The sequence below is a fragment of the Agrobacterium sp. 5Ca50 genome (assembly GCF_055381905.1).
Genome location: NZ_AP026438.1, coordinates 2093681 through 2119399 on the forward strand (window position 1 = coordinate 2093681; position 25719 = coordinate 2119399).

At 55.2% G+C, this 25719-nt stretch carries 28 protein-coding genes; 15 read left to right on the top strand and 13 right to left on the bottom strand.

Annotated features, from left to right (window positions below; all coding sequences use genetic code 11):
- Position 1: 1 nt before the first annotated feature.
- Positions 2 to 1189, bottom strand: coding sequence for an efflux RND transporter periplasmic adaptor subunit (locus ACZ5FM_RS10330; protein WP_464038615.1), 1188 nt, complete (start codon positions 1187 to 1189; stop codon positions 2 to 4).
- 267 nt (positions 1190 to 1456) lie between these two features.
- Here ACZ5FM_RS10330 and ACZ5FM_RS10335 point away from each other — a divergent pair, with 267 nt between their 5' ends.
- The 3 genes from ACZ5FM_RS10335 (at position 1457) to ACZ5FM_RS10345 (ending at position 5295) form a co-directional block, all read left to right on the top strand.
- Positions 1457 to 2278, top strand: a complete 822-nt coding sequence (locus ACZ5FM_RS10335) for a cyclase family protein (protein WP_250981848.1) — start codon at positions 1457 to 1459, stop codon at positions 2276 to 2278.
- Between the two features lie 37 nt (positions 2279 to 2315).
- Positions 2316 to 2726, top strand: a complete 411-nt coding sequence (locus ACZ5FM_RS10340) for a carboxymuconolactone decarboxylase family protein (RefSeq protein ID WP_259144353.1) — start codon at positions 2316 to 2318, stop codon at positions 2724 to 2726.
- A gap of 100 nt (positions 2727 to 2826) precedes the next feature.
- A complete protein-coding gene (locus tag ACZ5FM_RS10345; RefSeq protein ID WP_250981850.1) occupies positions 2827 to 5295 on the top strand; it encodes an ATP-dependent helicase in 2469 nt (822 codons plus the stop codon).
- On the opposite strand, the gene ACZ5FM_RS10350 is transcribed toward ACZ5FM_RS10345, so the two are convergent.
- Positions 5296 to 5622: a hypothetical protein gene (locus ACZ5FM_RS10350; protein WP_464038616.1), complete on the bottom strand. Its 327-nt coding sequence runs from the start codon at positions 5620 to 5622 to the stop codon at positions 5296 to 5298.
- 500 nt (positions 5623 to 6122) lie between these two features.
- Between ACZ5FM_RS10350 and ACZ5FM_RS10355 the strand changes: the two genes are divergently transcribed.
- Together ACZ5FM_RS10355 and ACZ5FM_RS10360 are read left to right on the top strand one after the other, a co-directional pair.
- Positions 6123 to 6608, top strand: coding sequence for a DMT family transporter (locus ACZ5FM_RS10355; protein WP_464038617.1), 486 nt, complete (start codon positions 6123 to 6125; stop codon positions 6606 to 6608).
- On the top strand, positions 6605 to 7030 hold the full coding sequence (locus tag ACZ5FM_RS10360; RefSeq protein ID WP_275641604.1) for a DMT family transporter: 426 nt from the start codon (positions 6605 to 6607) through the stop codon (positions 7028 to 7030). The genes ACZ5FM_RS10355 and ACZ5FM_RS10360 overlap by 4 nt, the downstream gene beginning before the upstream one ends.
- Before the next feature lie 18 nt (positions 7031 to 7048).
- On the opposite strand, the gene ACZ5FM_RS10365 is transcribed toward ACZ5FM_RS10360, so the two are convergent.
- Together ACZ5FM_RS10365 and ACZ5FM_RS10370 are read right to left on the bottom strand one after the other, a co-directional pair.
- Positions 7049 to 8149, bottom strand: coding sequence for a DUF2778 domain-containing protein (locus tag ACZ5FM_RS10365; protein WP_464038618.1), 1101 nt, complete (start codon positions 8147 to 8149; stop codon positions 7049 to 7051).
- 238 nt (positions 8150 to 8387) lie between these two features.
- Positions 8388 to 9437: a hypothetical protein gene (locus ACZ5FM_RS10370; RefSeq protein ID WP_464038619.1), complete on the bottom strand. Its 1050-nt coding sequence runs from the start codon at positions 9435 to 9437 to the stop codon at positions 8388 to 8390.
- A gap of 208 nt (positions 9438 to 9645) precedes the next feature.
- On the opposite strand from ACZ5FM_RS10370, the gene pncA reads away from it, so the two are divergent.
- The gene (gene pncA / locus ACZ5FM_RS10375) at positions 9646 to 10272 is read left to right on the top strand and encodes a bifunctional nicotinamidase/pyrazinamidase (RefSeq protein ID WP_464038620.1); all 627 of its coding nucleotides are present in this window, start codon (positions 9646 to 9648) and stop codon (positions 10270 to 10272) included.
- Between the two features lie 17 nt (positions 10273 to 10289).
- On the opposite strand, the gene ACZ5FM_RS10380 is transcribed toward pncA, so the two are convergent.
- Positions 10290 to 10538: a DUF2164 domain-containing protein gene (locus tag ACZ5FM_RS10380; RefSeq protein ID WP_250981856.1), complete on the bottom strand. Its 249-nt coding sequence runs from the start codon at positions 10536 to 10538 to the stop codon at positions 10290 to 10292.
- A 240-nt stretch (positions 10539 to 10778) separates the two neighbouring features.
- On the opposite strand from ACZ5FM_RS10380, the gene ACZ5FM_RS10385 reads away from it, so the two are divergent.
- Positions 10779 to 11501: an AzlC family ABC transporter permease gene (locus ACZ5FM_RS10385; RefSeq protein ID WP_464038621.1), complete on the top strand. Its 723-nt coding sequence runs from the start codon at positions 10779 to 10781 to the stop codon at positions 11499 to 11501.
- On the top strand, positions 11498 to 11809 hold the full coding sequence (locus ACZ5FM_RS10390; protein ID WP_464038622.1) for an AzlD family protein: 312 nt from the start codon (positions 11498 to 11500) through the stop codon (positions 11807 to 11809). Before ACZ5FM_RS10385 ends, ACZ5FM_RS10390 begins: the two co-directional genes overlap by 4 nt.
- 11 nt (positions 11810 to 11820) lie before the next feature.
- Here the strand turns inward: ACZ5FM_RS10390 and ACZ5FM_RS10395 are convergent, their stop codons facing one another.
- Positions 11821 to 13650, bottom strand: a complete 1830-nt coding sequence (locus ACZ5FM_RS10395) for an aminopeptidase P family protein (protein WP_464038623.1) — start codon at positions 13648 to 13650, stop codon at positions 11821 to 11823.
- Positions 13651 to 13943: 293 nt separating this feature from the next.
- Here ACZ5FM_RS10395 and ACZ5FM_RS10400 point away from each other — a divergent pair, with 293 nt between their 5' ends.
- Positions 13944 to 14114, top strand: coding sequence for a hypothetical protein (locus ACZ5FM_RS10400; protein WP_192488534.1), 171 nt, complete (start codon positions 13944 to 13946; stop codon positions 14112 to 14114).
- A 286-nt stretch (positions 14115 to 14400) separates the two neighbouring features.
- On the opposite strand, the gene ACZ5FM_RS10405 is transcribed toward ACZ5FM_RS10400, so the two are convergent.
- The 3 genes from ACZ5FM_RS10405 to ACZ5FM_RS10415 form a co-directional block, all read right to left on the bottom strand.
- Positions 14401 to 15276, bottom strand: coding sequence for a 50S ribosomal protein L11 methyltransferase (locus tag ACZ5FM_RS10405; RefSeq protein ID WP_464038624.1), 876 nt, complete (start codon positions 15274 to 15276; stop codon positions 14401 to 14403).
- Between the two features lie 87 nt (positions 15277 to 15363).
- Positions 15364 to 15963, bottom strand: coding sequence for an SCO family protein (locus tag ACZ5FM_RS10410; protein WP_192488532.1), 600 nt, complete (start codon positions 15961 to 15963; stop codon positions 15364 to 15366).
- 154 nt (positions 15964 to 16117) lie between these two features.
- Positions 16118 to 16276 (bottom strand): hypothetical protein, encoded by a 159-nt coding sequence (locus tag ACZ5FM_RS10415; RefSeq protein ID WP_464038625.1) that lies wholly within the window; start codon positions 16274 to 16276, stop codon positions 16118 to 16120.
- 234 nt (positions 16277 to 16510) lie between these two features.
- Between ACZ5FM_RS10415 and ACZ5FM_RS10420 the strand changes: the two genes are divergently transcribed.
- Positions 16511 to 16978 (top strand): chemotaxis protein CheW, encoded by a 468-nt coding sequence (locus ACZ5FM_RS10420; protein WP_192488531.1) that lies wholly within the window; start codon positions 16511 to 16513, stop codon positions 16976 to 16978.
- A 35-nt stretch (positions 16979 to 17013) separates the two neighbouring features.
- On the opposite strand, the gene ACZ5FM_RS10425 is transcribed toward ACZ5FM_RS10420, so the two are convergent.
- Positions 17014 to 17505 carry a CreA family protein gene (locus tag ACZ5FM_RS10425; RefSeq protein WP_259144299.1) on the bottom strand — a complete coding sequence of 164 codons (492 nt, stop codon included), beginning with the start codon at positions 17503 to 17505 and terminating at the stop codon, positions 17014 to 17016.
- 68 nt (positions 17506 to 17573) lie between these two features.
- Positions 17574 to 18164: a 3'-5' exonuclease gene (locus ACZ5FM_RS10430; protein WP_312945283.1), complete on the bottom strand. Its 591-nt coding sequence runs from the start codon at positions 18162 to 18164 to the stop codon at positions 17574 to 17576.
- Positions 18165 to 18346: 182 nt separating this feature from the next.
- Here ACZ5FM_RS10430 and ACZ5FM_RS10435 point away from each other — a divergent pair, with 182 nt between their 5' ends.
- Complete coding sequence (locus ACZ5FM_RS10435) at positions 18347 to 19267, top strand: DMT family transporter (RefSeq protein WP_464038626.1); 921 nt, start codon at positions 18347 to 18349, stop codon at positions 19265 to 19267.
- 20 nt (positions 19268 to 19287) lie between these two features.
- Here the strand turns inward: ACZ5FM_RS10435 and ACZ5FM_RS10440 are convergent, their stop codons facing one another.
- On the bottom strand, positions 19288 to 20187 hold the full coding sequence (locus ACZ5FM_RS10440) for a LysR family transcriptional regulator (protein ID WP_464038627.1): 900 nt from the start codon (positions 20185 to 20187) through the stop codon (positions 19288 to 19290).
- A 111-nt stretch (positions 20188 to 20298) separates the two neighbouring features.
- Here ACZ5FM_RS10440 and ACZ5FM_RS10445 point away from each other — a divergent pair, with 111 nt between their 5' ends.
- Positions 20299 to 21048, top strand: a complete 750-nt coding sequence (locus ACZ5FM_RS10445; protein ID WP_464038628.1) for an SDR family oxidoreductase — start codon at positions 20299 to 20301, stop codon at positions 21046 to 21048.
- Between the two features lie 258 nt (positions 21049 to 21306).
- Positions 21307 to 21843 (top strand): GNAT family N-acetyltransferase, encoded by a 537-nt coding sequence (locus ACZ5FM_RS10450; protein WP_464038629.1) that lies wholly within the window; start codon positions 21307 to 21309, stop codon positions 21841 to 21843.
- Positions 21844 to 21891: 48 nt separating this feature from the next.
- On the opposite strand, the gene ligA is transcribed toward ACZ5FM_RS10450, so the two are convergent.
- Positions 21892 to 24066, bottom strand: a complete 2175-nt coding sequence (ligA, locus tag ACZ5FM_RS10455; RefSeq protein ID WP_464038630.1) for an NAD-dependent DNA ligase LigA — start codon at positions 24064 to 24066, stop codon at positions 21892 to 21894.
- Between the two features lie 125 nt (positions 24067 to 24191).
- On the opposite strand from ligA, the gene ACZ5FM_RS10460 reads away from it, so the two are divergent.
- Together ACZ5FM_RS10460 and ACZ5FM_RS10465 are read left to right on the top strand one after the other, a co-directional pair.
- Positions 24192 to 24806, top strand: coding sequence for a LysE family translocator (locus ACZ5FM_RS10460; RefSeq protein WP_464038631.1), 615 nt, complete (start codon positions 24192 to 24194; stop codon positions 24804 to 24806).
- A 16-nt stretch (positions 24807 to 24822) separates the two neighbouring features.
- Entirely contained in the window at positions 24823 to 25719 is an 897-nt protein-coding gene (locus ACZ5FM_RS10465; protein ID WP_464038632.1) for an MBL fold metallo-hydrolase, read from the top strand.

Below are 25719 nucleotides of genomic sequence, written 5' to 3' on the forward strand. Positions count from 1 at the left end.
CTCACTGACTTGCTACCTCCGGCGCTCTCGGCTGATTATTTGTACGCACTGCTCCGCCTTCACGAACGCGCTGCAATCCTTCTGTAACAAGTGGATCGCCTTCGGTAAGTTCCGACTTCACCAGAACGGAATCCGGGTTGCGTTGGACGATCTGGACGCGAACCTTGCTGGATTTGTTATCCACCACACGCCAGACATAAGAGCCTTCAGCGTCCCACTGCACAGCCAACGGATCGACGGATGGATAGTTTTCACCAGAGAAGCGCATGGTCACCGAAAAGGACATACCTGCTCTCAGATCGTCATTGGCATTGTTGAAGACGGCGCGAACCCGAATGGTTCTGCTAGCTTCATCCACGCGGTTATCAATGGCTTCAACTTCACCTTTGAAAACCTCACCCGGACGGGAGATCGAAGTTGCCTCCACAGGCATGCCCAGTTTAATTGCGGTGGCGAACCGTTCTGGCGCCCAGAAATTCACCAGAATTTTCGAACGGTCATCAAGTCCGACAATGCTGGTTTGCGTCGTGGCGTTGTCACCAATATTGATCGCGACAATACCGGCGATACCTTCAATCGGCGCTACGATATTACGGCGTTTGAAATTGAGTTCGGCAGTGCTGAGCGCCAGCTTGGCGGCTTCCTCAGCAATCTGCGCATCCAGCACATCCAGACGGGAAACGGATTTCAGATTGCTGTAGGAGGTGGATTTTTCAACCGCACTTTTTAGAGAAACCTGCGCCTTTTCGCGCTCGATGATTTGCTCATCATCATCAAGCCGTGCCAGCACGTCGCCCTTTTTGACCTTCTGGCCGGATGCCACGAGAATTTCGGAAATAAGCCCGGATGCCTGTGGTGTGACCACAACCGACTGGATGGCCTCACCATTACCAATGGCATTCATGCGGTCATTGATGGTGCCGGTCTTGACCGGTGCGATGGATACCAGCGTTGCATTGCCGCCCTGACGACCCTGGCCGTTTCCACCGCCCTGACCTTGCGCACCGCCTTGGCCTTGTGAACCACCATTGCCCGTCGCACTGGCTGCCGTTTCCGCAGCTGGCTTTTCGGCCGACAAAATCCCGGCCTTGGCCAGGATATTGCGCCCGTCAGACGTATTGAGTGCCCACAGACAGACACCTGCGCCCACAACAGCCAGACTGACACCAACCTGCTTCCAAGCCTTCATGCAATTCTCCGAATGATATGCTTCGGGGGCCAGCATGATAACGCTGCACACACCCCTCTGTGATTTGCTCCAGTATCTTTGCTGGATTTGAACAACGCAATGCACAAAACCGTTTGTTACGTAATTGTAATTTGCGTCATTTTTTGAATTGAACCCATCAAATAAGTTCAATTTACAATAGTGTCATGTTCACTATTGTGACTGTTGTAAAACATGCCTTTTTTGATTTCCGCATTCATTTCAAAACCTGCACGGGAAACGTACAACATGTGCAATGCCTGCGTAATAAACGATATTAAGGACCGCATGCTTTCAAGACGCAGCCTGTTCAAGGCCGCAGCAGCGGGGACGGTAACGGCTGCTGCCGCTACATTCGGAAGCGCACCGGTCGCCATGGCGCAAGCCGCCAGCAGCGTGACCGACATGACCCATGAACTGCATGAGGATTTCCCGACTTTCTTCGGCGAGCAGCAGTTTTTCAAGGACCAGAAATTCAATTACGCCGAACACAAGTTCAATCTGTTTGAACTGCGGGTCAACGAACACACCGGCACCCATGTCGACGCACCCCTTCACTTCTCCGAAAACGGCACGTCGGTTGCCGAAATTCCGGTTGGCAATCTGGTGGTGCCGCTCGCTGTTATCGACATCCGCGAAAAGGCAGCATCCAATCCGGATGCGGAAGTCACGCCCGATGACATCAAGGCGTGGATTTCCAAAAACGGCGACCTGCCGGAAAATGCCTGCGTCGCCATGTTGTCCGGCTGGCAGCAGCATCTGGGCACGGACAAGTTTCGCAATGCCGATGGCGAAGGAAAGATGCACTTTCCCGGCTTCCATGTAGAGGCGGCAAAATACCTGCTGGAAGAAAGCAAGGCCGCAGGCATTGCCGTCGACACCCTGTCGCTCGACTTCGGCAAGTCGCCGGATTTTGCCACCCATTACGCCTGGCTTCCGGAAAACCGCTGGGGTCTGGAAGGCATTGCAAATCTGGACAAGGTTCCGGTCAAGGGCGCAACACTTGTCGTCGGCGCACCGAAACACCGGGGTGGTACCGGTGGGCCCGCCCGCGTTTTCACACTCGCATGATTCGGCAACCTGCTGACCGAACACGGAGGAAACATCGATGAGCACCGTCTCCAAAACACAAGATCCGGAAACCAATCCGCGTGTGAAGGCGGTGTTCGACGATATCCGTGCGACGCGAAAGTCCGACTTCATCAACAATATGTGGCTTTACCTCGCCTTTGATGCCGACCTGTTGGAAAGGACATGGGGCGAGGTAAAGGCTGTCATGGCAACGCCTTCAGCGCTTGATCCCTTGACCAAGGAGCTGCTTTATATTGCCGTGTCCGTCACCAATGGCTGCTCCTATTGTGCCCATTCCCACACCGCTGCCGCCAAGTCGAAGGGCATGACGGATGAACAACATGCCGATCTTGTCAGGGTGATTTCGCTTGCGGCCAAAACCAACCAGCTGGCAACCGCGCTGCAAGTTCCAGTCGACACGGTTTTTGACGCCGATCAGAAAAGCTGACCCTCAAAATGCACCGATACAGGTGCTTTGACGGCTGAAACGGGAATAAAAGCAGAACATGCTTCTGGCCTTTCAGCCCCGAATCACTACATTGGGCCGCATGAGCAACAATTTTGATGATATCCCGTTCTTCGATGAAGAACCGGCAGAGCCACGCAAGCCAGCACCAGCGCCACAACAGGGCAGCGGTCTTGGCATTGCAGCCCGCGCCATGGCAGCGCGTGATCAGGCGCGCCCCGCCCCCGATTATCTCTCTGGCCTGAACGCAGAACAGCGTGAAGCCGTGGAAACACTGGAAGGCCCGGTTCTGGTGCTGGCCGGTGCAGGCACCGGCAAAACCCGCGTGCTGACCACACGTATTGCTCATATTCTGGAAACCAAACGCGCCTTTCCAAGCCAGATCCTGGCGGTGACCTTCACCAACAAGGCCGCACGCGAAATGAAGGAACGTATTGGCGTTCTGGTTGGCGGCGCCGTTGAAGGCATGCCGTGGCTCGGCACGTTCCACTCCATCGGTGTGAAGCTGTTACGCCGTCACGCTGAACTCGTCGATCTGCGGTCGGATTTCACCATTCTCGATACGGACGACGTTGTGCGGCTGATCAAGCAGCTCATTCAGGCCGAAGGTCTGGATGACAAGCGCTGGCCCGCCAAGCAGTTTGCCGGCATGATCGACAACTGGAAAAACAAGGGGCTAACCCCGAAAGACATTCCGGAGGGCGACGCGCGCGCCTTTGCCAATGGCAAGGGTCGTGAGCTCTACACCGCCTATCAGGCCCGGTTGAAGACGCTCAATGCCTGCGACTTTGGTGACCTGCTGCTGCACCCGATCAGCATGTTCCGTCGCAACCCGGATATCCTCAAGGAATATCACCAGAAGTTCCGTTACATCTTGGTCGATGAGTATCAGGACACCAACACCGCCCAATATATGTGGCTGCGGCTCTTGGCGCAGCGCCCCAAGGGTGAAGTGCAAAACGTCTGCTGCGTGGGTGATGACGATCAGTCCATTTATGGCTGGCGCGGTGCCGAGGTCGATAACATCCTGCGTTTCGACAAGGATTTTCCCGGCGCAAAGGTCATCAAGCTGGAGCGCAACTACCGTTCCACCGAACACATTCTCGGCGCTGCCGGTCATCTGATTTCACACAATGAAGGCCGGCTTGGCAAAACGCTGTTTACCGACCGCGTTGATCCCGATGACGAAAAGGTCATTGTGCACGCCGCCTGGGATTCCGAAGAAGAAGCCCGCGCAGTTGGCGAAGAAATCGAACAGTTGCAGCGCCAGAGCCATAATCTCAACGATATGGCGATCCTCGTGCGCGCCTCGTTTCAAATGCGTGAGTTTGAAGATCGCTTCGTGACGCTGGGGCTGAACTACCGCGTTATCGGCGGCCCACGCTTTTATGAACGCCTCGAAATTCGCGATGCCATGGCCTATTTCCGCCTCGTCTGCCAACCGGCTGACGATCTGGCCTTTGAGCGCATCGTCAACACACCGAAGCGTGGACTTGGTGACACCACCATTCGCAACCTGCATGACTATGCACGGGCCCGCGATATTCCGATGCTGGCGGCGGCTGCTGATATTATCGAAACGGATGAATTGAAACCAAAGGCCCGCAAGGCGCTGTTCGATGTGATTCAATCTTTCAGAAACTGGCAGCAACGGCTTGAAACCACGTCACATATCGAACTGGCCGAGCAGATTCTCGAAGAGTCCGGCTATACCGACATGTGGAAGGCCGACAAGTCGGCCGAAGCACCGGGCCGCCTCGACAACCTGAAGGAACTGATGCGCTCGATGGAAGCCTTCGAGAGCATGCGCGGTTTCCTTGAACACGTCGCACTTGTCATGGACGCCGAGCAAAACGAAAACCTCGACGCGGTCTCGATCATGACGCTGCATTCTGCCAAGGGTTTGGAATTCGACACCGTGTTCCTGCCCGGCTGGGAGGAAGGGCTGTTTCCGCATCAGCGCGCACTGGATGAAGGTGGACGCTCCGGTCTCGAAGAAGAACGCCGTCTTGCCTATGTCGGCCTCACCCGCGCCAAGCGCCGCTGCCACATCTGGTTCGTATCCAACCGCCGTATTCATGGCCTCTGGCAATCGACCATGCCGTCGCGCTTCCTTGAGGAGCTACCAGCAAGCCATGTCGATGTGGCAGCCTCCGACAATAATTACGGCGGATATGGTGGACGCGGCGGTTACGGCCAGTCCCGTTTCGACAAGGCCGATCCTTTCGCCAATGATTATTCGACACCTGGCTGGAAACGTGCGCAGGCCAATCGATCTGACGCGACCCGTGACAACTGGGGCAGCCGCTCAGGCCACGCCGTGGAGCGTATTGGTTATGGCGAAAGCGGCCCGAAAGCCCGCACCATCGATGGAGAACTGGTTGCCAAATCCGTATCCGACACACCGTCGCGCTTTAATGTTGGCGATCGCGTGTTCCACATGAAGTTCGGAAACGGCAACATTACCACCATTGAAGGCAACAAGTTGACCATCGACTTTGATCGCGCCGGCCAGAAACGGGTGCTGGATGGATTTGTGGAGAAGGTTTGATCAATATAAATTTTGGATTTCTTTAAGAGCGATCTCGATATCCTCACGTGCCTTTGCGAGCGCTATCTTAGAACTCTCCAGAGCAGATATTGATAAGTGAGCTGCACGCCCAGATGTATATGGTCCCTTGGGCGGCAGACTATTGTGTGATGCGGCCTTGACGTTCTTAAATTTCTTTCCTGAAATTACTTCAGCAATGCGCCCTTGATTAACACCGAACCAAGCAGCGATATCATGGTGCCGATCTTTTCGCTCGACCATACCTTTAACCAGCGCCGCATCTTCTTCAGACAGTCTTCTTCCACTTGATGCAGCGCGTTCATTCATCGAAAATATCACCCTCTGCTGTGATGATTACTGGTATTCACCAGCAATCAAAGAGTTACATCTTACAATAGATAGTAACATCACAACTTCCACACCCGTCAAGGTAGATGATCAAACAAAAACAACCAGGAACCAAAGTCGAACGTCGACTTTGATCGCGCCGGCCAGAAACGGGTGCTGGATGGATTTGTTGAGAAGGTCTGAGGCGTCACAAATTTACGTCTCTAGCGCTAGCCCTAGCTCACCTCGCCCGGTGTAAAACCAAAGATGTAGATGGCAGCGATAACGACTGCGATTGCAAAAATGAAAGCCACAAAGGTAATCATTCGGTGAAGTGGTTTGCGTGTTGTCTGTTTCATGGACAGGAAACGGCCCAGCTGTAAATTCCGTTCCCAACAAATTCGGATGCAGTCGTCGCCCACCACCCATTCACGTAATTTGATTCCGTATCAAAGAGATATCGGCTAAAGCTGAATCAGATTTTCAGCATTTGGCCTCCCATGACACAAACGACAAGCTCTCCTCGCCTCAACCCGTTGCATCTGGCGGCCGCCTTCGGCAGCGGCTGCCTCTTGACCCTGATGGTGCATTTCAACGGCATGTTGGCCCATTACGGCAACGCCATGTTCTCCTCATGGACCGCCCATGGCACCGGCACAGTCGCCGCCCTGATCTATCTTGCCATTCTCTACAAGAAACCCAAGTCGGGTGAGATTGCCAAACCCAAGGCACCGCTCTGGGCCTATCTCGGTGGCGTCGTGGGTGCCGCCATCGTTATGCTGACATCAAGCGCCGTCAACTCTCCTCTCGCACTGTCGGGTACCATCGCACTTGGACTGGGTGGACAGGTCATCTTCAGCATCGCAGCCGACCTCTGGGGTTTCTTTGGCCTGCCACGGCGCCGGCCGGATGCGCGGGACCTCTGCGCCGTTGCCCTGATCCTCGGCGGCAGCGCCCTTATCATTCTGGTTGGGAGAGCGGCATGATCCTGTGGATTTCCATGGCCTTCGCAGGCGGCGTCTTCGTCGCTCTAAGCCGCCAGATCAACGGCCGTCTCAGCCTGTCAAACTCGCCGCTGATTGCGTCCTTCTGGAACCATATTGTCGGTTTTGTCGTGCTGACGCTGCTTGGCCTCGCAATTGGCGGCCTGCTGCCTGAAGGTGCGGCTGACGCGCCCTGGTACGCCTTTATCGGCGGACCGATCGGTGTGGTGTTCATTGCCTCGGGAAGCTGGCTCATTCCGCGCATTGGTGCGGTCAACACCGCACTTCTGGTCATCAGCGGTCAGATGGTATCGGGTGTGGTGCTGGACCTTTTCAGCAATCAGCCGCCAAAGATCTGGGCCAGTGCCCTTGGCGTACTGCTTATTCTCGCAGGAATGGCGCTCACCCAGCGCCGTTCCAAATAAGCTTCTTAAAACAGCCGGTCAGCCTTTTCTGGAAAACAGGCTGGCCAGTGTCTTTGTGGTTCCCTTGTTGTCCTTGTCGGCAAACACCGGTTTCGATTCCAGGCGAGAAACCACAACAATGCGGTTCACGTCACCACGTTTGAATGCCGCCAGGAACTTCGGATATTCCTTGAACACCACGCAACCGTTGGATTCGCCGCGTCTGGCCAGCATGTAGGTATGCGCCAACAGGCCGTTGCGGCCGTGCGGGTTGACGCCGCTTTCCGGTGTCAGACGAAGCGCTTCCACACCGTGGAACAGCGCTTCACGCATGGTCAGCTTGTAGGAGGATGGCGGGGTCGACCCTTTCATCTTCACATGCACATATTTCGGATTGTCGCGCATCGAACCAAGGCCCGAATGAGCCTCCAGCTTGTCGCCATTGGGCATGTGCACCGTCGCGGTCTCGATTTCATAGACAGCAGTTCTGGCACCCATGGCAGACGGGCGGGACGCTACGCTTGGAATGGTTGGTTTGTCCGGGCGCAGCATTGCAACTTCTTTTTCCACTGCTTCCGTGCCGGTTTTCGGCTGGGCAGCAGGTGAGATTTTTGCAATCTGTGGACGGAACGACGGCAGCGGAATGCTGTCAGGCATATCCTGTGCCGTCTCAGGTGCCGCTTCCGGCGCTGATCCATTCAAAATAAGGTCGAAACGGCGGCTGGCAGAAGCATTGGCATCCGGCTTCACCTCGACAAGCGCCGAGAGCGAGCTTGTGCTTGGTTTCATCGGTGCGGCACTGGCCAGGAGCGTTGCCTCACGCAACGCCTTGTCCATTTTCACCTTCGCCAGCCGAAGCTCGGTGCGTTTATGGGCAGCCTTGATGCCTTCAGAGGTCAAACTCGCCATGCGGATCTGCTCTTCTGACGGTTTTCCAAGGCGGGAAAATTTGTTGATGCGCACATCATGGCTTCCCGAAGGCAGCGAAACGGGCACATGTGCGGAGATGGCTATCTGCGGTTTGTTAGCGTGCGAAGGCGTCAGAGAAGCGTGCACACTCTGCATCGTGGAGACAGTAAATCCCATCCAGACGGCAACAGTAATGACAACACCGGACACAATGGTAACCGGACTTATCATCTTGTTTTTTCTGGAAGAACGAACTTTACGGCCCGACGTTACGGGTTCGCCAAAGGTGTGCACCTTAGTCGCCATGGTACTCATTACCTAACACGTTACTCTGCTCCCGGACACGCAGATAAAAACCGGGCACTCTGCACCGGCCTGCCAAACAGGAAGCGCCGATCACATAAAACAATGGCAAATTATGGTAACCAAACCCTTTACGCCGAAGATTCATTCTTCGATTATTTTTGGATTAGAACTCGCCATTCATTCCAACCTGCACGCCGACAGAGCCACCGGGCGCATAACCGAGCGATCCATTCACCACCAGCGGATAATCAACATCCAGCATATGCGCAACGGCAAAGCTGGTGGCAAATTCACCGCTATAGGTCGCAACATTGGTCGCCCAGGAAGTTTTTCCAGGTGCTGATGGTGTTGGTGCGCCCGTCATCGCCATGGCCGCAGCAATCCCCTTATTCGCATCCTTGCGGTTGCGATCGACCGTCGTCTTAAGCCCGGATATGTCACTATTAAGGCCAGTAATATCAAAATCCGTGGTGGCGAGATTGCCGTTGGCATCCGCCGTCACCAGTTTGACCGGACCGACCTGCGCCGCACGGCTGGCGGTCGAGCCTATGCCCGTCATGGTATAGGTGTTGGATGCGGTGCCCAGCACCACCTGCCCTTGCCGCAGCGCCGTGGCACCTGCCCCGATAGCCACACTGTTGCTGAAACCAGCACTCGAACCGGCGCCGAGCGCGATACCCGCCTGACCGCCGACAACCGCGTCACGACCAATCGCAATGCCATCCGTTGCTGTCACCGTGCTGCGCAGACCAAATGCCAGCGCATTGGCGGCCGCCGCAGTTGTGGTGGCGCCATTACCGATAGCAAGCGAATTGGTTTCGGCAGCTGACGCTGCAGCATTGGCCGTGCTGCCAAGACCGGTAATCTGGCCGCCGCCGATCGACACGCCGGCATTGGTATCGACAGTGACATTACTGGCGCTCAGGCCGCAATCGGTCGTGCTGACGACGTTCCCATCCTTATCTAGAACGGACACACCAATGGTCTGGCCATTCAGCACACCGACAATATCCGTGTCTATGATGCCGGCCAGCAACGACAGCAGCGGATCGACCACATTGGTGGCAATTGGCTCAAGTGCAGGCAGATCGACGCTCAGCCCCGAGCAGACATTGACCAATGGTACAGCCTGCGCCGACGCAATCCTCGCACAGGCAAGTGTCGATACGCTGGACGCCAGCGATAACACCAAAACAATTCTGACAGATTTCATGCCGCCCTCCTAACATGCTGTATGTACCCGATATTTAATTTAGCCATAGTTAATACAGTGGATGCTTTAATTTACTCTTTCTAATATGTGATTTTTCTGAGATCCCAAATGCGCAGAGGCCAAATACCGACGGTCAAGTCGGTTGCATCTTGATTGCGCACCGGAAGCAGCGTACCCAAACGCTATCGTCCCGCAGGAGGAGCCAACCATGAAAGCGTTGTTGCTGATCGACATCCAGAACGGGTTTTGCCCAGGCGGTAATCTGCCGGTTGCAGAAGGTGACAGGATTGTCCCCATCGCCAATGCACTCATTGAAAATGGCGGTTATGACCTGATCGTCGCGTCACAGGACTGGCACCCGGAAAATCACGGCAGCTTTGCTTCCCAGCACGCCGGAAAAGAACCCTTCGACATGGGTGAGCTGTCCGGCAAACCACAGGTCATGTGGCCGGACCATTGTGTACAGGGTACGTTCGACGCACAATTCCATCCAGATTTGAACACCGACAGTTTCGACTATGTGCAACAAAAGGGTGAGAACCCGGCCGTCGACAGCTATTCTGCCTTTCGGGACAACGATCAGGCAGCCGTCACCGGCCTTGCCGATTATCTGACCCGACAAGGTGTGACATGCCTCGACATTTGCGGGTTGGCCACCGATTATTGTGTCAACTTTTCCGTACAGGATGCGGTGGATATGCTGCCTGAGGTCAAGGTGCGTTTCATTGAGGACGCCAGCCGCGGCATTGATCCAGAAGGCGTCAAGGCAGCCATTACCGCCATGCGCGCCAAGGGTGCTGACATCATCACCAGCAAGGATATTCTGGCCGCCTGAGGCGACGCTTTACCCTATTACTTAGGAACGGTCTTTTCCAGAATATCGATATCGGACGCAGCGTCTTCCATACGCCGCGTCACGGCGGTCAGCGCATCATTCAGCCCGCGATTGTAAAAACGTGGGCCCAGTTCAGCAGACAGAAAGTCCAGCAACATTTCCCCCTGAAGCCCGCTGATCTCACAGTCCAGCTCTTCAATCAGATGTTTGCGAATACGGCTGACGAGATCGGTTTTTTCCTGTCTGCTAAACTCGATAATACTCAATGTAGCGTCCTTCCCGACTCTCGACTTTAGCGGTTTCGATACCAAAAATGGCGCACCGCAGGCAATGCTTCACAAAATTCAATATATCGATCAAAGCAATTGCATTGCATCCGCAGGATCACCGCTCTAGAGCGTTGCCAGACTAAATTGATCTGCTCCGGTCATTTGCACCGAACCATCCGACACATATCCGGTTTAGTCAGGAAACGCGCCTGCAGCGCGCAAGGAGAATACCCATCAATGGCACACGCAGACTTCAAAACTGGCCTCAAGGGCGGTTTTCTCATCGCATTGTCGGCGGCACCCTTCGGCTTGCTGTTTGGCGCCGTGGCGGTGGACAACGGTCTGACCATGTTCGAAGCGGTACTGATGAGCGCAACTCTCTATGCCGGCGCCAGCCAGCTGGTGGGGATTGAACTGTTTGGACAAAAGATCGAGGCCTGGCTGGTCATCCTGTCAATCTTTGCCGTCAACTTCCGACACATACTTTATTCTGCTGCCATGGTGCGCCCCCTCGCCCACTGGTCGCTCGGTCGCAAGCTGATCGCCTTCTTTTTCCTGGTCGATCCACAATTTGCCGAATCTGTGCGCCGCAATGAAAACGGCGAAAAGATTTCCTTCTCCTGGTATATGGGTTTTGCCCTTGCCATCTATTTCCCATGGCTGATCACCACCGTTCTCGGCGTGATGTTCGGCAAGCTGATCGGTGATCCACGCGCACTCGGGTTTGATGTGCTGTTGCCGATCTATTTTATGGGAATGGTGCTCGGCTTCCGCAAAAGACAGAATTTTTATCCCGTCATGCTCGCAAGTGGCATCGGCGCCATTGTCGCTTTCCATGTGGTCGGCTCACCCTGGCACGTCAGCCTCGGTGCCTTTGCCGGTATTCTGGTGGCTGTGCTGCTGCCTCCGGCACCAAGCCACATAAACAATATTGAAGATGCCGGGGAGCAGAGCCTGTGAGCGACCTTTTCAACACCTATACGCTCTGGCTTATCATCGCTGGTGCAATTGCTACCTACATAACGCGCATTGGCGGTTATCTTCTGATGACCCGCATGAAATCCATTCCGCCACGTGTCGAGGCCGGATTGAATGCGGTACCGGTCGCGGTTTTGACCACTCTGGTCACGCCCACCTTTTTTGATGGTGGTTACGAGGTCAAGGCCGGCATGATCGTCGCCATGATCGTTGGTTTGCGCTTTCCCGGTCTTACCATGCTGTTTGCCGGATGGTTACTTGTCGTTACCACCCGGCATTTTGTCGGTTAAGGCCTAATGCCTCAAACTGCGGCAGTGGCCTGCTCAAGCCATACCAGAACAGCCTCGTCGCTCAATAGCGGCGAGATTTTCTCCCGTACATTGGCATGATAGGCATTCAGCCAGTCACGCTCTTCTGCCGTCAGCAACTCTGCCACCACCAGACGACGATCAATCGGGCACCATGTCAGCGTCTCAAAAGCAAACATCGGCAGATCACCGCCATCAATTTGTTCCGGCTCCGTCACATAGATCAGGTTCTCGATACGAATGCCAAACTGACCAGGACGATAATAGCCGGGTTCATTGGACAGGATCATGCCCGGCAGAAACTCCTGTGTGGCAAGACGGGCAATGCGCTGCGGCCCCTCATGCACCGAGAGATAAGAGCCCACGCCGTGGCCTGTACCATGTCCGTAATCGACACCGGCTTTCCAAAGCTCAATACGCGCCAGCGGATCGAGGTCGCAACCACGCGTGCCCTTGGGGAAACGGGCCGCACTGATGGCAATCATGCCTTTCAAAACAAGCGTGAAGAACTTCTTCTGCTCAAAGGGCACATCACCAATTGCAACCGTGCGCGTAATGTCCGTTGTACCATTCACATATTGAGCGCCGGAATCGATTAGGAACATTTCGCCAGCATTCAACATGCGGTCAGTCGGTGTGGTGACGCGGTAGTGAATGATCGCCGCATGCTCACCGGCACCGGAAATAGTGTCGAAGGAAATATCCTTGAGCGGGTTCTGCATGCGCGACCCGACATGAGACCGAGTACGCTCCAGCATTTTGACCGCTTCGATTTCGCTGACACTGCCCGGCTTGGCATTGTCCAGCCAATAGAGAAACTCCACCATGGCTGCGCCATCCTGTAGATGGGCGGCAACACTGCCGTTCAGCTCTGCTGTATTTTTGCAGGCACGTGGCAGCTTGGCAGGATCAACAACCTCAACCAACTCACCACCTGCAAGCGTAATGGCATTGCGCAGGGCAACCGGCGCAAGATCGGCGTCAACGGCAATCCGTGCACCGTCCTTGGCGTGCCGGCGCAGACGTGTCTCAATTTCGGATGGCGGCAGCTGCACGGCCAGCTGCGCCAGATAGGCCTCTACTTCGATGCCGGTCTTGCGCTTGTCGAGAAAGATTTCGGCCGTGCCGTCGGCAAAAACCAATGCGCGTGCCAAAGGATGCGGCGTGTGCGGCACGTCATTGCCGCGGATGTTGAAAATCCACGCCACGGAAGACGGCTCACCGATCAGCACAGCCTGCAGGTTTGCAGCGGTCAGATCCTGAGCAATGGTGGCAATCTTTTCACGCGCCAGAACGCCGGCATGCATTTCCGTCTGGATGGTAACAGCACCGAGAGGTTCGGACGGGCGGTCTTTCCACACGGCATCGAGCGGATTGTGCTGCAGGAGAACGATCTCACCACCAGCATCTTTTAGCGAAGCCTCAAGTCGGCGCAGTTCAGCACCGGTATGCAGCCATGGATCAAGACCCAAACGGAAACCCTTCGGGGCATTTTTCTTCAGCCAGATTGGCGGCGGGGCATTGACCAGATCGCCACCGGTGAAGACATCACCATCCACCTGCTCAACCAGTTGCGTGGTGTAGCGTCCGTCCACAAACACGATAGCTTGGGTGCGGGTTACCAGAATGACGCCTGCCGAACCGGTGAAACCGCTGAGCCACGACATGCGCTCGGCCGAGGCCGGTACATATTCGCCCTGATAGTCATCCGCGCGCGGCACCAGAAAACCGTCGATACCAAGAGCATCAAACGAAGCCCTCAAGGCCTCAACCCGCTCACGGCCATATTGCGGGGCGGAAGTGGTTTCGAACGACTGAAACATGAACTGCTTTCCAAAAGATTCCATTGTGGCCGCGAATTTATAGCCGCGCTGCTAATGGGTCCAGCCGAAAGAAAGGCGTGAAACTGGCAGCAACTAAAAAACCATCAGGAAACCGCGGCATTTGCATATGTTTTGCGCAAAAAAGCCGCAATCTGCATACGAACCACCCATAGCCATGCATAAAACGCATAACACCATTGTAGTCAGCCACCTACCTGAACTGAAAAGTATTACTTATGTTCTAATCATCGAAGGGAACACGAGGTTTCCTTCCGTATGTAAGGAACACGGCAATGGCAAAATCTTTCTTCCGCACAGCTTTCGATCGCGTTATTGAAGCTCGCGAGCGTCAGGTCGGCCGTTACGTAAACGGCGCGCTCCTGAACCTTGACGACCAGTCTCTCAAGGCTCTTGGCACCAGCCGCGAAGAACTTCGCCGCAAGGGCACCAGCTACGTATTCTGACTGTTACGCCCGGCTTGCTTTCTCCTCCTCCCGAAGTGGCCTGGCATCGGAATACGTTTCCCGCTCGAGCACCCTCCCAGCTCGCGGGCGATCAGCATGACTGATCGAAAGGCGACGCGAAAGCGTCGCCTTTTTCATTGGCACCATGTCAAAACATGGAAAACATCTTTGCATTTGATGCATTGCTCTAAAAAATCCAATGGCATATCGACGGCGGACACGACCGCCCGCTCGCTAATAACATCAGGTTTTCAGCAAAAAGCGCCGTTATTTGCGAAGGTGACCATTACTTTCGCAAGTGAATCGTCACCCAGCCATTGCGCCAGATAGTGCGAACATGGCTTAGATGCTCACCATTATAGGCAGCCAGAACCTTCCAGCGCTGCGATGCCAGAATGCCGGACAGGATCACCGAACCACCCGGAGCAAGATGCGCAACCAACTGCGGCGCCATCTTGATCAATGGCCGCGCCAAAATATTGGCGATGATCAGATCAAACGGGCCATGTTTGGCAAAGGCATCCGAATGGAAACCGGGGGCCGTTTCCAGAGAAACGCCCTGGACAATACCGTTGAGGCGCACATTTTCCTTGGCGACACGCACCGCAATCGGATCGATATCGGTGGCAAGAACCGGAATGCGGCGCATCTTGGCAACAGCAATTGCCAGAACGCCACTGCCGGTGCCCAGATCAAGCGCATTGCGCACGGTACGGGCCCGCACAACCGATTCAATCATTTCAAGGCAGCCGGCTGTCGTGCCGTGATGACCGGTTCCGAAGGCCTGCCCGGCTTCGATTTCAATCGAGATATCGTTGACGCGAACCTTGTCGCGGTCATGAGAACCGTGAACCAGGAAACGCCCTGCCCTGACCGGCTTCAGGCCTTCAAGCGACTTGGCAATCCAGTCGATGTCGGGAATTATCTCACGCTGGACGGCAAGATGCGGGAAAGCGCTTTTCAGAAGTGTGTCGAGACGCTCGCGCACTTCCTCTTCTTCTTCCAGCAAAAGATAGACGGATGCTTCCCAGATGTCTTTCTTTTCATCGACCTCGGTGGTGGCGATGGCAATGCCATCTTCCTCGAAAACCTCGGTCATGACATCCAGTACCTGACCGGCCTCGATTTCAGTGGTCGTCACATAGAGGCGGATCTCGCTCACGGCAGCATCTCTTTCGGAAAATTCGGACTTGCCTGCCTTTGCCACAAAAGCAGGCGCAGTCCAATACCACCAGAGAAGAAACCGGCATTAACCCTTCAGGAGATTTTGCAGTTTCTGTACCGCAACGTCAGGGTTTTCGCCGTAGGCAATGGTGCTGACGAAACGTCCCTGCGCATCCAGCAGGAAAACCGACGCAGTATGATCCATGGTGTATTCACCGTTCGGATCTTTTTCATCCACCGGAACGCGCTTGGCGTAAACGCGGAAGCTCTTGATCATTTCGGCAATCTTGTCCGGCTCGCCGGCAATACCGGTGATACGGCTGGTTACGTTGGAGATATACTGACCAAGGATTTCCGGTGTATCACGCTCGGGATCAACCGTGACGAAATACCCCTGCATCTTGTCACCTGCCGGATCGACCTTCTCCATCCAGCCATTCAACTCGAAAAGGGTTGTCGGGCAGACTTCAGGGCAATGGGTAAATCCGAAAAACAGCGCCGTTGGTTTGCCCTGGAAGGCCTTTTCGGTGATCGGCTGGCCGTTTTGGGCGACAAGCTGGAACGGCGCGCCATAAGGGCCTTCCGTCATATGCTGTTTTGACTCAGACAACGCAAATGCCAGCCAGGTGACAACACCGCCCAGAAGGACAACAACACACCAGAGAACGATACGGACTTTTTTCATGCCAGATCAGCCTTCACACCAAATTTGATGACCACCAATGCGGCAGACATCCCAGTCTCGAAAGCAGATAATCAAACTTGCCCCTGATCGCAAATCAACAACCAGTTGATTGAAGGCACTGCGCGGATTTGCCGCCCTCGCCTACGCCTTCAGGTCAAAGGCACCAGGAAAGACCGGTCTGCGACAGGGTGAGGAAAATATCGACGCCATGCGTCATCCAGCCCTGGAAGGCCAGCAGGCTGACACCCAAAAAGCTCAAGACGGCCACAGCCATCAGCAGCATGTGATTTGTGTTTCGCAGTAACGTCGACATGCCTTGATGATAACATCGATGCCCCTCACCAACAACAGGACCAAAAACTCAAAGCCTGAGAAAAGACGCCGTTAGTAAAAGGTTAAACGGTTACAGTGCATGATCGTCATGCGGTCTTCCAAGATAGCGACATGACGTCTGCCGGGTTTTCCAAAAAGCCGGTCTTCCGCATTACCTGCCATTATGAACATCCGGACTTTAGCGCGTCCAGAACCGCCAGGAAGAATTCAGACCATGACGAATGCAATCAAGCAATCGGGTTCTCATCTCGAAATCGTTTCCTTCCATCTTGGCGATCAGGAATTCTGCATCGACATTATGGCAATCCGTGAAATTCGTGGCTGGGCACCGGTTACGCCTATGCCGCACACGCCTCCTTACGTTCTCGGTCTTATCAACCTGCGTGGCGCCGTTATTCCTGTCATCGACATGGCGTGCCGCCTCGGTATGAAAATGACCGAACCTTCGGAACGCTCTGCCATCATCGTCACCGATATCGGCGGCAAGCTGGTTGGTCTGCTGGTGGAACAGGTTTCCGACATGATGACCATCCGTTCGGAAGACCTGCAGCCGACACCGGAAATCATTCCTGAGACCCAGCGCAGCTTCTCGCACGGCATCGTCGCGCTTGAGAAGAGCATGGTCTGCTTCCTCAACCTCGATACGGTCATCGCGGAAGAACTGTCCCGCGAAGCCGCTTAAGACTTTACATTACTGAGATTTCGAAACGGCAGGCCTTACGGCTTGCCGTTTTTCCATGTCGGGTTCTGCCCGTAGAGGGGCACGGTTGAAATTGCCATCTTGGCCGAACCATCGGTCAATTCGCGGGTGTGCACCAGATAGATCAAGGTATCATTCTGCTTGTCATAAATGCGGGTCACCAAAAGCTTCTTCCACACCAGCGACATGCCTTGTCGGAACACTTCCTCACCATCCTTGGAAAGATCGATATCACCGATCTCGACCGGCCCGGTCTGGTTGCAGGAAATGGCATTGTTGGACGGGTCTTCAAACCAGTTGCCGTTTTTCAGCCGGTCAATGACACCACGCTCAAAATAGGTGACGTGGCAGGTCACGCCCTTCACTTCCGGATCGGCTACCGCCTCAACGATAATGTCGTTGCCAATCCAATCGACGCCGACTTCGCCAACCACCTGCGCATGCGCAGCGGTGACCGGAACCGCAACAAGCAGGCCAACCATCAGTTTCCGTAACAGGGATAATGCCATTCCAGCCTCCATTTGATGTCCCCAAGATAGGATTGGAGCGGCGGAAGGCAAGTTGAAAGCTGCGTGTTTTAACGGCGCCGCATCGTGCAGGGCTCATAACCGCTGGAATGGACCTTACCGGCCACCATGCCGATCTTGCCCGGAATATCCCTGATCTCCGGCACTTCGATCGATTTGGCCATTTCGATAGCCGCAGAGGCACACACCAGAGCGTCCTCGGCGGCATTGTGGTGCACAAAGCGCAGGCCCAGGTGCCCGGCGATGATGTTGAGTTTATGTGAGGGCAATTGCGGCCAGATCTTCTGGGACATTTTCACGCTGCACAGATAGGAAAACGTCGGATAGCTCTGCCGATACTTGTCGAAGCAGGCGCGCAGCACGCTGAAATCAAAGGCCGCATTATGGGCAATCATCGTCGCACCCTGAAAATCATCGATAAACTCGTCCATCACCTCTGGAAATTCCGGCGCATGTTCAACCGTTTCCGGCCGAATGCCGTGAATGGAGATATTGAACGATGAAAAGCGCATCTCACGCGGACGGATCAATCGTTCCTCGACCCGCACCACCTGACCATTCTCTACCCATGCCAGACCGACAGAACAGGCGCTGCCGCGCTCTTCATTGGCAGTTTCAAAGTCGATGGCGATGGTCTTCAAAGGGCGATTCCCGATTGGTTCTTGGGCACCGCATAATACAATTTCACCTGAAATAGAACCGCTTGACGCCCGCCTGTCGGCCAGAACGACAAACGCCTCGTTTAAAAGCAAGTTTCGGGTGGCACGACTCACAAATCTCGATACACCAGTATCCATCACACATAATTCGTCGGGGCACGGCAATGGCAGCGATACAACGGCAAATGAACGCCAGCGAATGGGCCATGCTCATTGCCCTGTCGGTCCTGTGGGGCGGTTCCTTTTTCTTCATCGGCGTTGCGGTTAAGGAACTGCCACCGTTGACCATCGTCACACTCCGTGTCGGATTGGCGGCCATTGCGCTGCTTATCGTCTGCCGTGTCATGGGGTTAAAGCTGCCAAGAGAAGGCCGCATCTGGCGCGCCTTCTTTGCCATGGGCATTCTCAACAACATTATCCCCTTTTGCCTGATCGTCTGGGGCCAGACCCATATTGCCAGTGGCGTTGCCTCCATTCTCAACGCCACAACGCCGTTGTTTACCGTCATTGTCGCGCATTTTCTGACGATTGATGAAAAGCTCTCACCCAACAAACTGGCTGGCGTGCTGATCGGCTTTGTTGGCGTCGCCACCATGATCGGCCCATCTGCCCTTGGCGGCAGCGGATCAAATCTTTGGGGCCAGCTTGCCATTTTGGGTGCAGCCACGTCCTACGCCTTTGCCGGTATCTTCGGCCGCCGTTTCAAGACCATGGGTGTTGCACCACTGATGACAGCAACCGGCCAGATTTCATCGTCGACCCTGATGTTGATTCCGGTTGCTCTACTGATCGATCAGCCGTGGACACTGGCCATGCCAAGCACTGCCACCTGGGGCGCCTTGCTTGGCATCGCCCTGCTCTCCACCGCGCTTGCTTATCTGCTGTTCTTCCGCATTCTCTCCACCGCTGGTGCCACCAATCTTGCGCTTGTCACCTTCCTCATTCCAGTCAGCGCCATTTTGCTCGGCTCGCTGGTTCTCGGTGAACAGCTGGAAATGAAACATTTTGTTGGCATGGCGATGATTGCCGCCGGTCTGATCGCCATTGATGGCCGCTTGTTGCGCCGCGTGAAAGCGGCGGGCTGATCCAGACCCGACGCGCTCTATCACGGCTCCCAATAGGGCGGTGAACCAAACGCCTTACGCAAATGATCCGCCAGCGCTCTCAGCTTGGCCGATGGACGCCGTCCCTCCGGATGGGCGATGTAGATGAATTCATCTTCCGCCTGTATGCCGACATCGATCACGGTCAAGCTGCCATCCCTGATGGCAGGGCCGGCAATAAAGGTTGGCAACAGCGCGATGCCAAGACCTGCTACCGCTGCGTCGCGGATCATATCGCCATGATTGACCCGCAGTGCGACTTTTGCCCTGACGATGACGGCACCGTTTGGGCCGACAAACCGCCAGTCCGCGACGCCACGATTGGTGTAAAAAATTCCGCGATGTCCCTCCAGTTCAGCGGCATTATGGGGTGTTCCATGCTGTTTCAGATAGTCAGTTGATGCCACCAGCAGACGTCGGCTGGGCGCCAGCTTCCATGCCATCAATCGTGAATCAACAATCGGCCCATGCCGCACCACCGCATCAAATCCGGCAGACGACACATCAACCCGTCGGTCATCCATATCCAGACTGACCTCAAGCGCCGGGTTCTGCAACAGAAACGGATAAAGCGCAGGACCAAGATGCAGCCGACCAAAGGTCACAGGCGCAGACAGGCTGAGCGCGCCTTTCAGATCACCACGCCGCTCGGCCATGTCATCCGTGGCATCCCGCACTTCATTGACGATGCGCACTGCCCTTTCCAAAAAGGCACTGCCGTCTTCCGTCAGGCTGAGGCTGCGGGTGGTTCTGTGCAGCAGGGTCGTGCCCAAAACACGCTCGAGTTCCGACAACCGGTCGCTCACCACAGATTTCGAAAGATTGAGGCGGCGCGATGCCTCGCTGATCGACCCGGATTCTGCAACGGCCACAAACGCCGTTATTCCTTCAAGTCTCATCATTGTTCGGTTTTTCCGGAAAGCTGAGCCAATACTTACAGACTAATCAGAACGATCGGAAAAAGCCATATTCGCTGCAGGTAAACACGCCACTCCAAACAAAGGAAAATGATCATGACACGCTTGCAGAACAAGACAGCACTCATCACTGGCGGCACCAGCGGCATCGGCCTTGAGACGGCCCGCCAATTTATCAGCGAAGGCGCACGCGTCGCCGTTAGCGGCACCAACCCTGCCACGATCGAAAAGGCGAGAGCTGTGTTGGGTGATGATGTGCTTTACATCCGTGCCGATGCCGGAAACGTTGCATCACAGAAAGAGATTGCTGACCAGATCGCCGCAAAGTTCGGCAAACTCGAAATCCTCTTCGTCAACGCAGGTGTCGCTGAATTCCGCACCATGGATCAATGGGATGAAGCTGCCTTTGACCGCTCGGTTTCGGTCAATGTCAAAGGCCCGTTCTTCCTGGTGCAGGCGCTGCTGCCTGTTTTCAGCAACAAGGCCTCCATCGTGCTCAACACCTCGGTCAACGCCCATATCGGCATGCCAAATTCCAGCCTCTATGCGCTGACCAAAGCAGCCCTGCTGTCGCTGTCCAAGACATTGTCGGGTGAACTGCTTGGCCGTGGCATCCGCGTCAATGCCGTTAGCCCCGGTCCGGTTGAAACCCCGTTGCATGAAAAATTCGGACTGGATGATGCCGGTAAAAAAGCCATGGCCGACGCGATTGTCGCGCAAATCCCTCTGGGACGATTTGGCCATGTTGCAGAAATTGCCAAGGCCGTTGTTTTCCTGGCATCCGATGAGGCAAGTTTTACGGTTGGCGCTGAACTGATTATCGATGGTGGCATGATTACCCTGTAACGCTAGGCCCCTCTCAGCCCTGATTTTCCCAGAGCGGATGAAACCACTCCGGGAAACAGCATTGACATCAAGGCATATGCCACGCATTTTCACGCCATGATCAAAAACGCAACCATCGTGATGCTCAACATCGTGACCACCGGTACCCCGGCGGGCAAAGGATTGTTGACGCGTTAAACCGATCATCCATCCAGCCCTGCCAAAAAGAGCAGGGTTGATGAAACACCTGCTCTCCGGTCCCAAAATAGGAGAACAGGCATGCCGCCAGCCCAAAACCAAAACCTCGACTATGCTGATTTCGACCGTTCCGACATCACCGTACGGGCAACCCGTCTGGATGATGCGGCTGCGATCACCGAGATCATGAACCTGCCCGGCGTTCGCCATGGCACCTTGCGACAGCCATTTCAAAGCGTTGAAAAAACCCGCAAATTCATTGAAAGCGCCTCCCCTAACGGCATCACGGTTCTGGCAGAATGGCGCGGCAGGATCATTGGCAATGCCGGCCTTCACCGCAAGGTGGGCCGGCAGCTGCACGCAGCTTCGCTTGGCATTGGCATTCACGATGATTTCGCTGGCAAGGGCGTCGGCTCGGTCCTGTTATCAGCCCTGATTGACGCTGCCGACAACTGGCATGATATCCGCCGTATTGAACTCAGCGTCTTCACTGACAATACAGCCGGAATTCATCTCTACGAAAAATTCGGCTTTCAGCACGAGGGCATCCTTAGACAATACGCCTTTCGCAACGGCGAATATGTCGATGCCTATATGATGGCGCGTCTACGCGGTTGAGGACCATACCGCTGCCCTGACTGACATGGTCGCAGCGGCACCCGCCGCTCAGCCACCAATCAGCGCCAGCCACTCATCCTCATCCATGGTCTGGATACCAAGCTCGACAGCCTTTGCGAGCTTGGAACCGGCACCGGGGCCAGCCACCAGAATATCGGTCTTTTTCGATACCGAACCTGCCACCTTCGCACCAAGGCCTTCTGCGCGGGCTTTGGCCTCATCGCGGGTGAATTTCTCCAGCGAGCCGGTAAACACCACCGTCTTGCCGGCCACCGGACTGCCCTCGGTCGATGGCTTTTCGGCCTCCTTGGGCTGCAGTTCGGCAATCAGCTCGTCGATCACCTTCAGATTGCGCGGTTCCTTATAGAACTCGACAATCGAACGGGCGACAACTTCGCCAATACCATCAATGCTGTTGAGCTCGGCCCATGCCTCACCCGTCAAGGGAGCCGCGGCCTTCATCGCCTCTTCAAAGTGTTGGTAAGTGCCGTAAGACCGCGCCAGCAGCTTTGCCGTGGTTTCACCGACATGGCGAATGCCAAGCGCAAAAATCAAGCGGTGCAGGTCGATGTCACGACGCGCATCAATGGCATCGAACAGCTTCTTGACGCTGACCTTGCCGAAACCGTCAATATTCTCGAGCTTGGTCAGGTGAGACCCTTCCTGACGTTTTTTCAGTGTGAAAATATCAGGCGCCGTTTTGATCCACAGCGTCGGGTCTTCGCTTTCAAAGAAGAAATCGATCTGTTTGGTGCCTAGCCCTTCAATGTCGAAGGCGTTGCGTGACACGAAGTGTTTGAGATGTTCCACGGCCTGCGCGCGGCAAACGAAACCGCCGGTACAACGGGTCACGGAATCGAGCTTGCCGGTCTTTTCATTGCGTTCACGCACCGCGTGGCTTTTGCACACCGGGCAGGTCTGCGGAAACTCGTAAGGCGCCGCATCCGCAGCCCGTTTCTCAGGGATGATGTCCAGCACCTGTGGAATGACATCGCCGGCGCGCTGCACGATAACGGTGTCGCCGACACGGATATCATGCCCGACCGGGCGAATACGTTCGCCGCTATTGCCGATACCTTCGATGTAATCCGCATTGTGTAGCGTGGCGTTGGTCACAACCACACCACCCACCGTCACCGGGGTCAGGCGCGCCACCGGCGTCAACGCGCCCGTGCGACCAACCTGAATATCGATGCCCTCGACAATGGTGAAAGCCTGTTCTGCCGGGAATTTATGGGCGGTTGCCCAGCGTGGACTGCGTGAGCGAAAGCCCAGACGCTCCTGCAGATCCAGACTGTCTACCTTGTAGACCACGCCATCGATATCATAATCGAGATTGGGACGTTCGACGCCGATTTCACGATAATGCTCAAGCAGTTGCTCAATGGAATTGATTCGACGCATCAGCGGATTGACGGGGAATTTCCACTCCCTGAATTTCTCGACGATGCCATATTGTGTGTCGGATAAACGCGTCGCCTGCCCGCCATTGGACACCTCACCCAGCGCGTAGGCAAAGAACCGCAACTTGCGTGCCGCAGTCACCTTCGCATCAAGCTGGCGCAGTGATCCGGACGCCGTGTTGCGCGGGTTCACATAGGTTTGTTTGCCTTCGGCCTCCATCTGGGCGTTGAGCGCCAGAAAGTCGCTCTTGGCCATATAGACTTCGCCACGCACCTCAACCACATCAGGTGCACCAGCGGGAAGTGTGTTGGGAATTTCAGAAATGGTCAGAATGTTGGCAGTGACATTTTCACCTGTCGTGCCGTCACCACGGGTGGCCGCCGATTTCAGCCTGCCGTTTTCATAACGGATCGACATGGACAGCCCGTCGATTTTTGGCTCTGCGGTAAAAGCAATCGAATTGTCCGGCAGCCTGCCCAGAAAACGATAAACCGACGCAATAAAGTCCTGCACATCTTCGTCGGAAAACACGTTGTCGAGCGACAGCATCGGCCGCGCATGCACAATCGGCGCAAATGTCGGCAGTGGCGCAAAACCGACCTTTCTCGATGGACTGTCAGCCCGCACCAGTGTCGGAAACGCTACCTCTATCGCATCGTTACGGCGCTTGAGCGCATCATAGTCCGCATCGGAAATCTCCGGCGCATCCTTGCCATGATAAAGCGCATCATGCCGCGCGAGCTCTGCGGCGAGATAGGCAAGCTCGGAAGAAGCCTCAAGTTCGGTCAATTTATCAACCGGGGTCAGTTCGTTTGCCATGGATGCCTCGCGCATGAATCTGCAACGCTTTTAGCGAATTATTTCGGCATGCAAAACCATCGCTTTGCAAAACACAGGAATAGATTATCCTGAAAATCCGGATCGATACAGAACCGGAGACACCAATGGAATTTACCACGCTTCTCGCCTTCGCCGCCGCATTTTTTGTGTTTGCAGCCAGTCCCGGCCCCGACAATATGACCATCATCGCTCGCACCATCACCCATGGCGCGGCATCCGGTTTCTCCTATGGTGCAGGCACCGTTGTCGGCATTCTGATGTTTTTGACTTTGGCCGCCTTTGGCCTTTCCATCATTGCCAGTGAAATGAGCATGGTGATGACCGTTCTGCGTTATGCTGGTGCCGCCTATCTGGTGTGGATGGGCATCAGACTGTGGACAGCAGAGCCTGTCGTTCCACAGTTGCAGCCAACTGCCAGCCAGCGTGGCCTGCTGCCGATTTTCATGACCGGTATTGCCCTTAATCTCGGCAACCCGAAAATGCCGCTGTTTTATGTGGCTCTGCTTCCCAACGTGGTTGGCGCGTCCCTGACGCTGGATCACCTTGCGGCTCTTGCAGCCATCGTCATTGCGGTAGAGATTGTCGTGATTGGTGGACATGTCGCACTTGCCGTGCGGGCTCGCACGCTGTTACGCCAACCTCACATTGTACGGCGGGTCAATCGCACCGCTGGCGGCATCATGATCGGTTCAGGCATCGTCGTCGCGACAGCACGTTAACAGGGGTAGTTTCAGCATGAGCATGACGATGACCATCAGCACGGACACGATGCGCATCCTGCAACCCTATCCAGACATCTATGCCTATTATGATGGCCGGATGAACAAGCGCCTTTATTCGCCGGAGCCGAACTGGCTGGATGACGGCGCCTACACGCTGGGCACCGCCTCCTATGCCATCGCCTCAGAAGGCCATGCGCTCGTCTATGATACGCATATGTCGCTTGATCACGCCCGTTTCATCCGCAACCATCTGCAAAGCCTTAGCGTCAGCAAAATCACAGTTGTGCTCAGCCACTGGCACACCGACCATATTGCCGGAAGCGAGGTGTTTGCTGATTGCGAGATCATTGCGCTGGCCTTGACTGCAGACACCATGGCGAAAAACCGTGAGGCGCTTGCCAAGCGCAATCCACCGATCTCGCCGGTCATCATGCCGACACGCACCTTTGATACCACGCTCAGGCTTCAGATCGGCAAACGGCTCGTGGAGATGCACCACTTCGATATTCACAGCGCCGATGGCAATGTGCTGTGGCTACCGCACGAAAAAATCCTGTTTGCGGGCGACACGCTGGAAGACACCGTGACCTATGTCTCAGAGCCCGAACATATCACCACCCATATCGAAGAACTGAAGCGTATGCGCCAATGGCAAATTGCCAGAATTCTTCCCAATCATGGCCTTGAGCAGCGTATCGCCGAAGGCGGTTATGCACCGGAGCTGATCGACGCCAACCGAGCCTATCTGGAACGCCTTACCGGCCCGCACGGCCTGGCACTGGCCGACAAACAGACGCTTGAAGAATTTGTGGCACCGGAAGTGGCGAGCGGCGCAATTGTCTATCACGCCGATTACGAAGAGGTTCACCGCCACAATATAGATGCTGTCAAGAAGATACGGGCCTTGTAG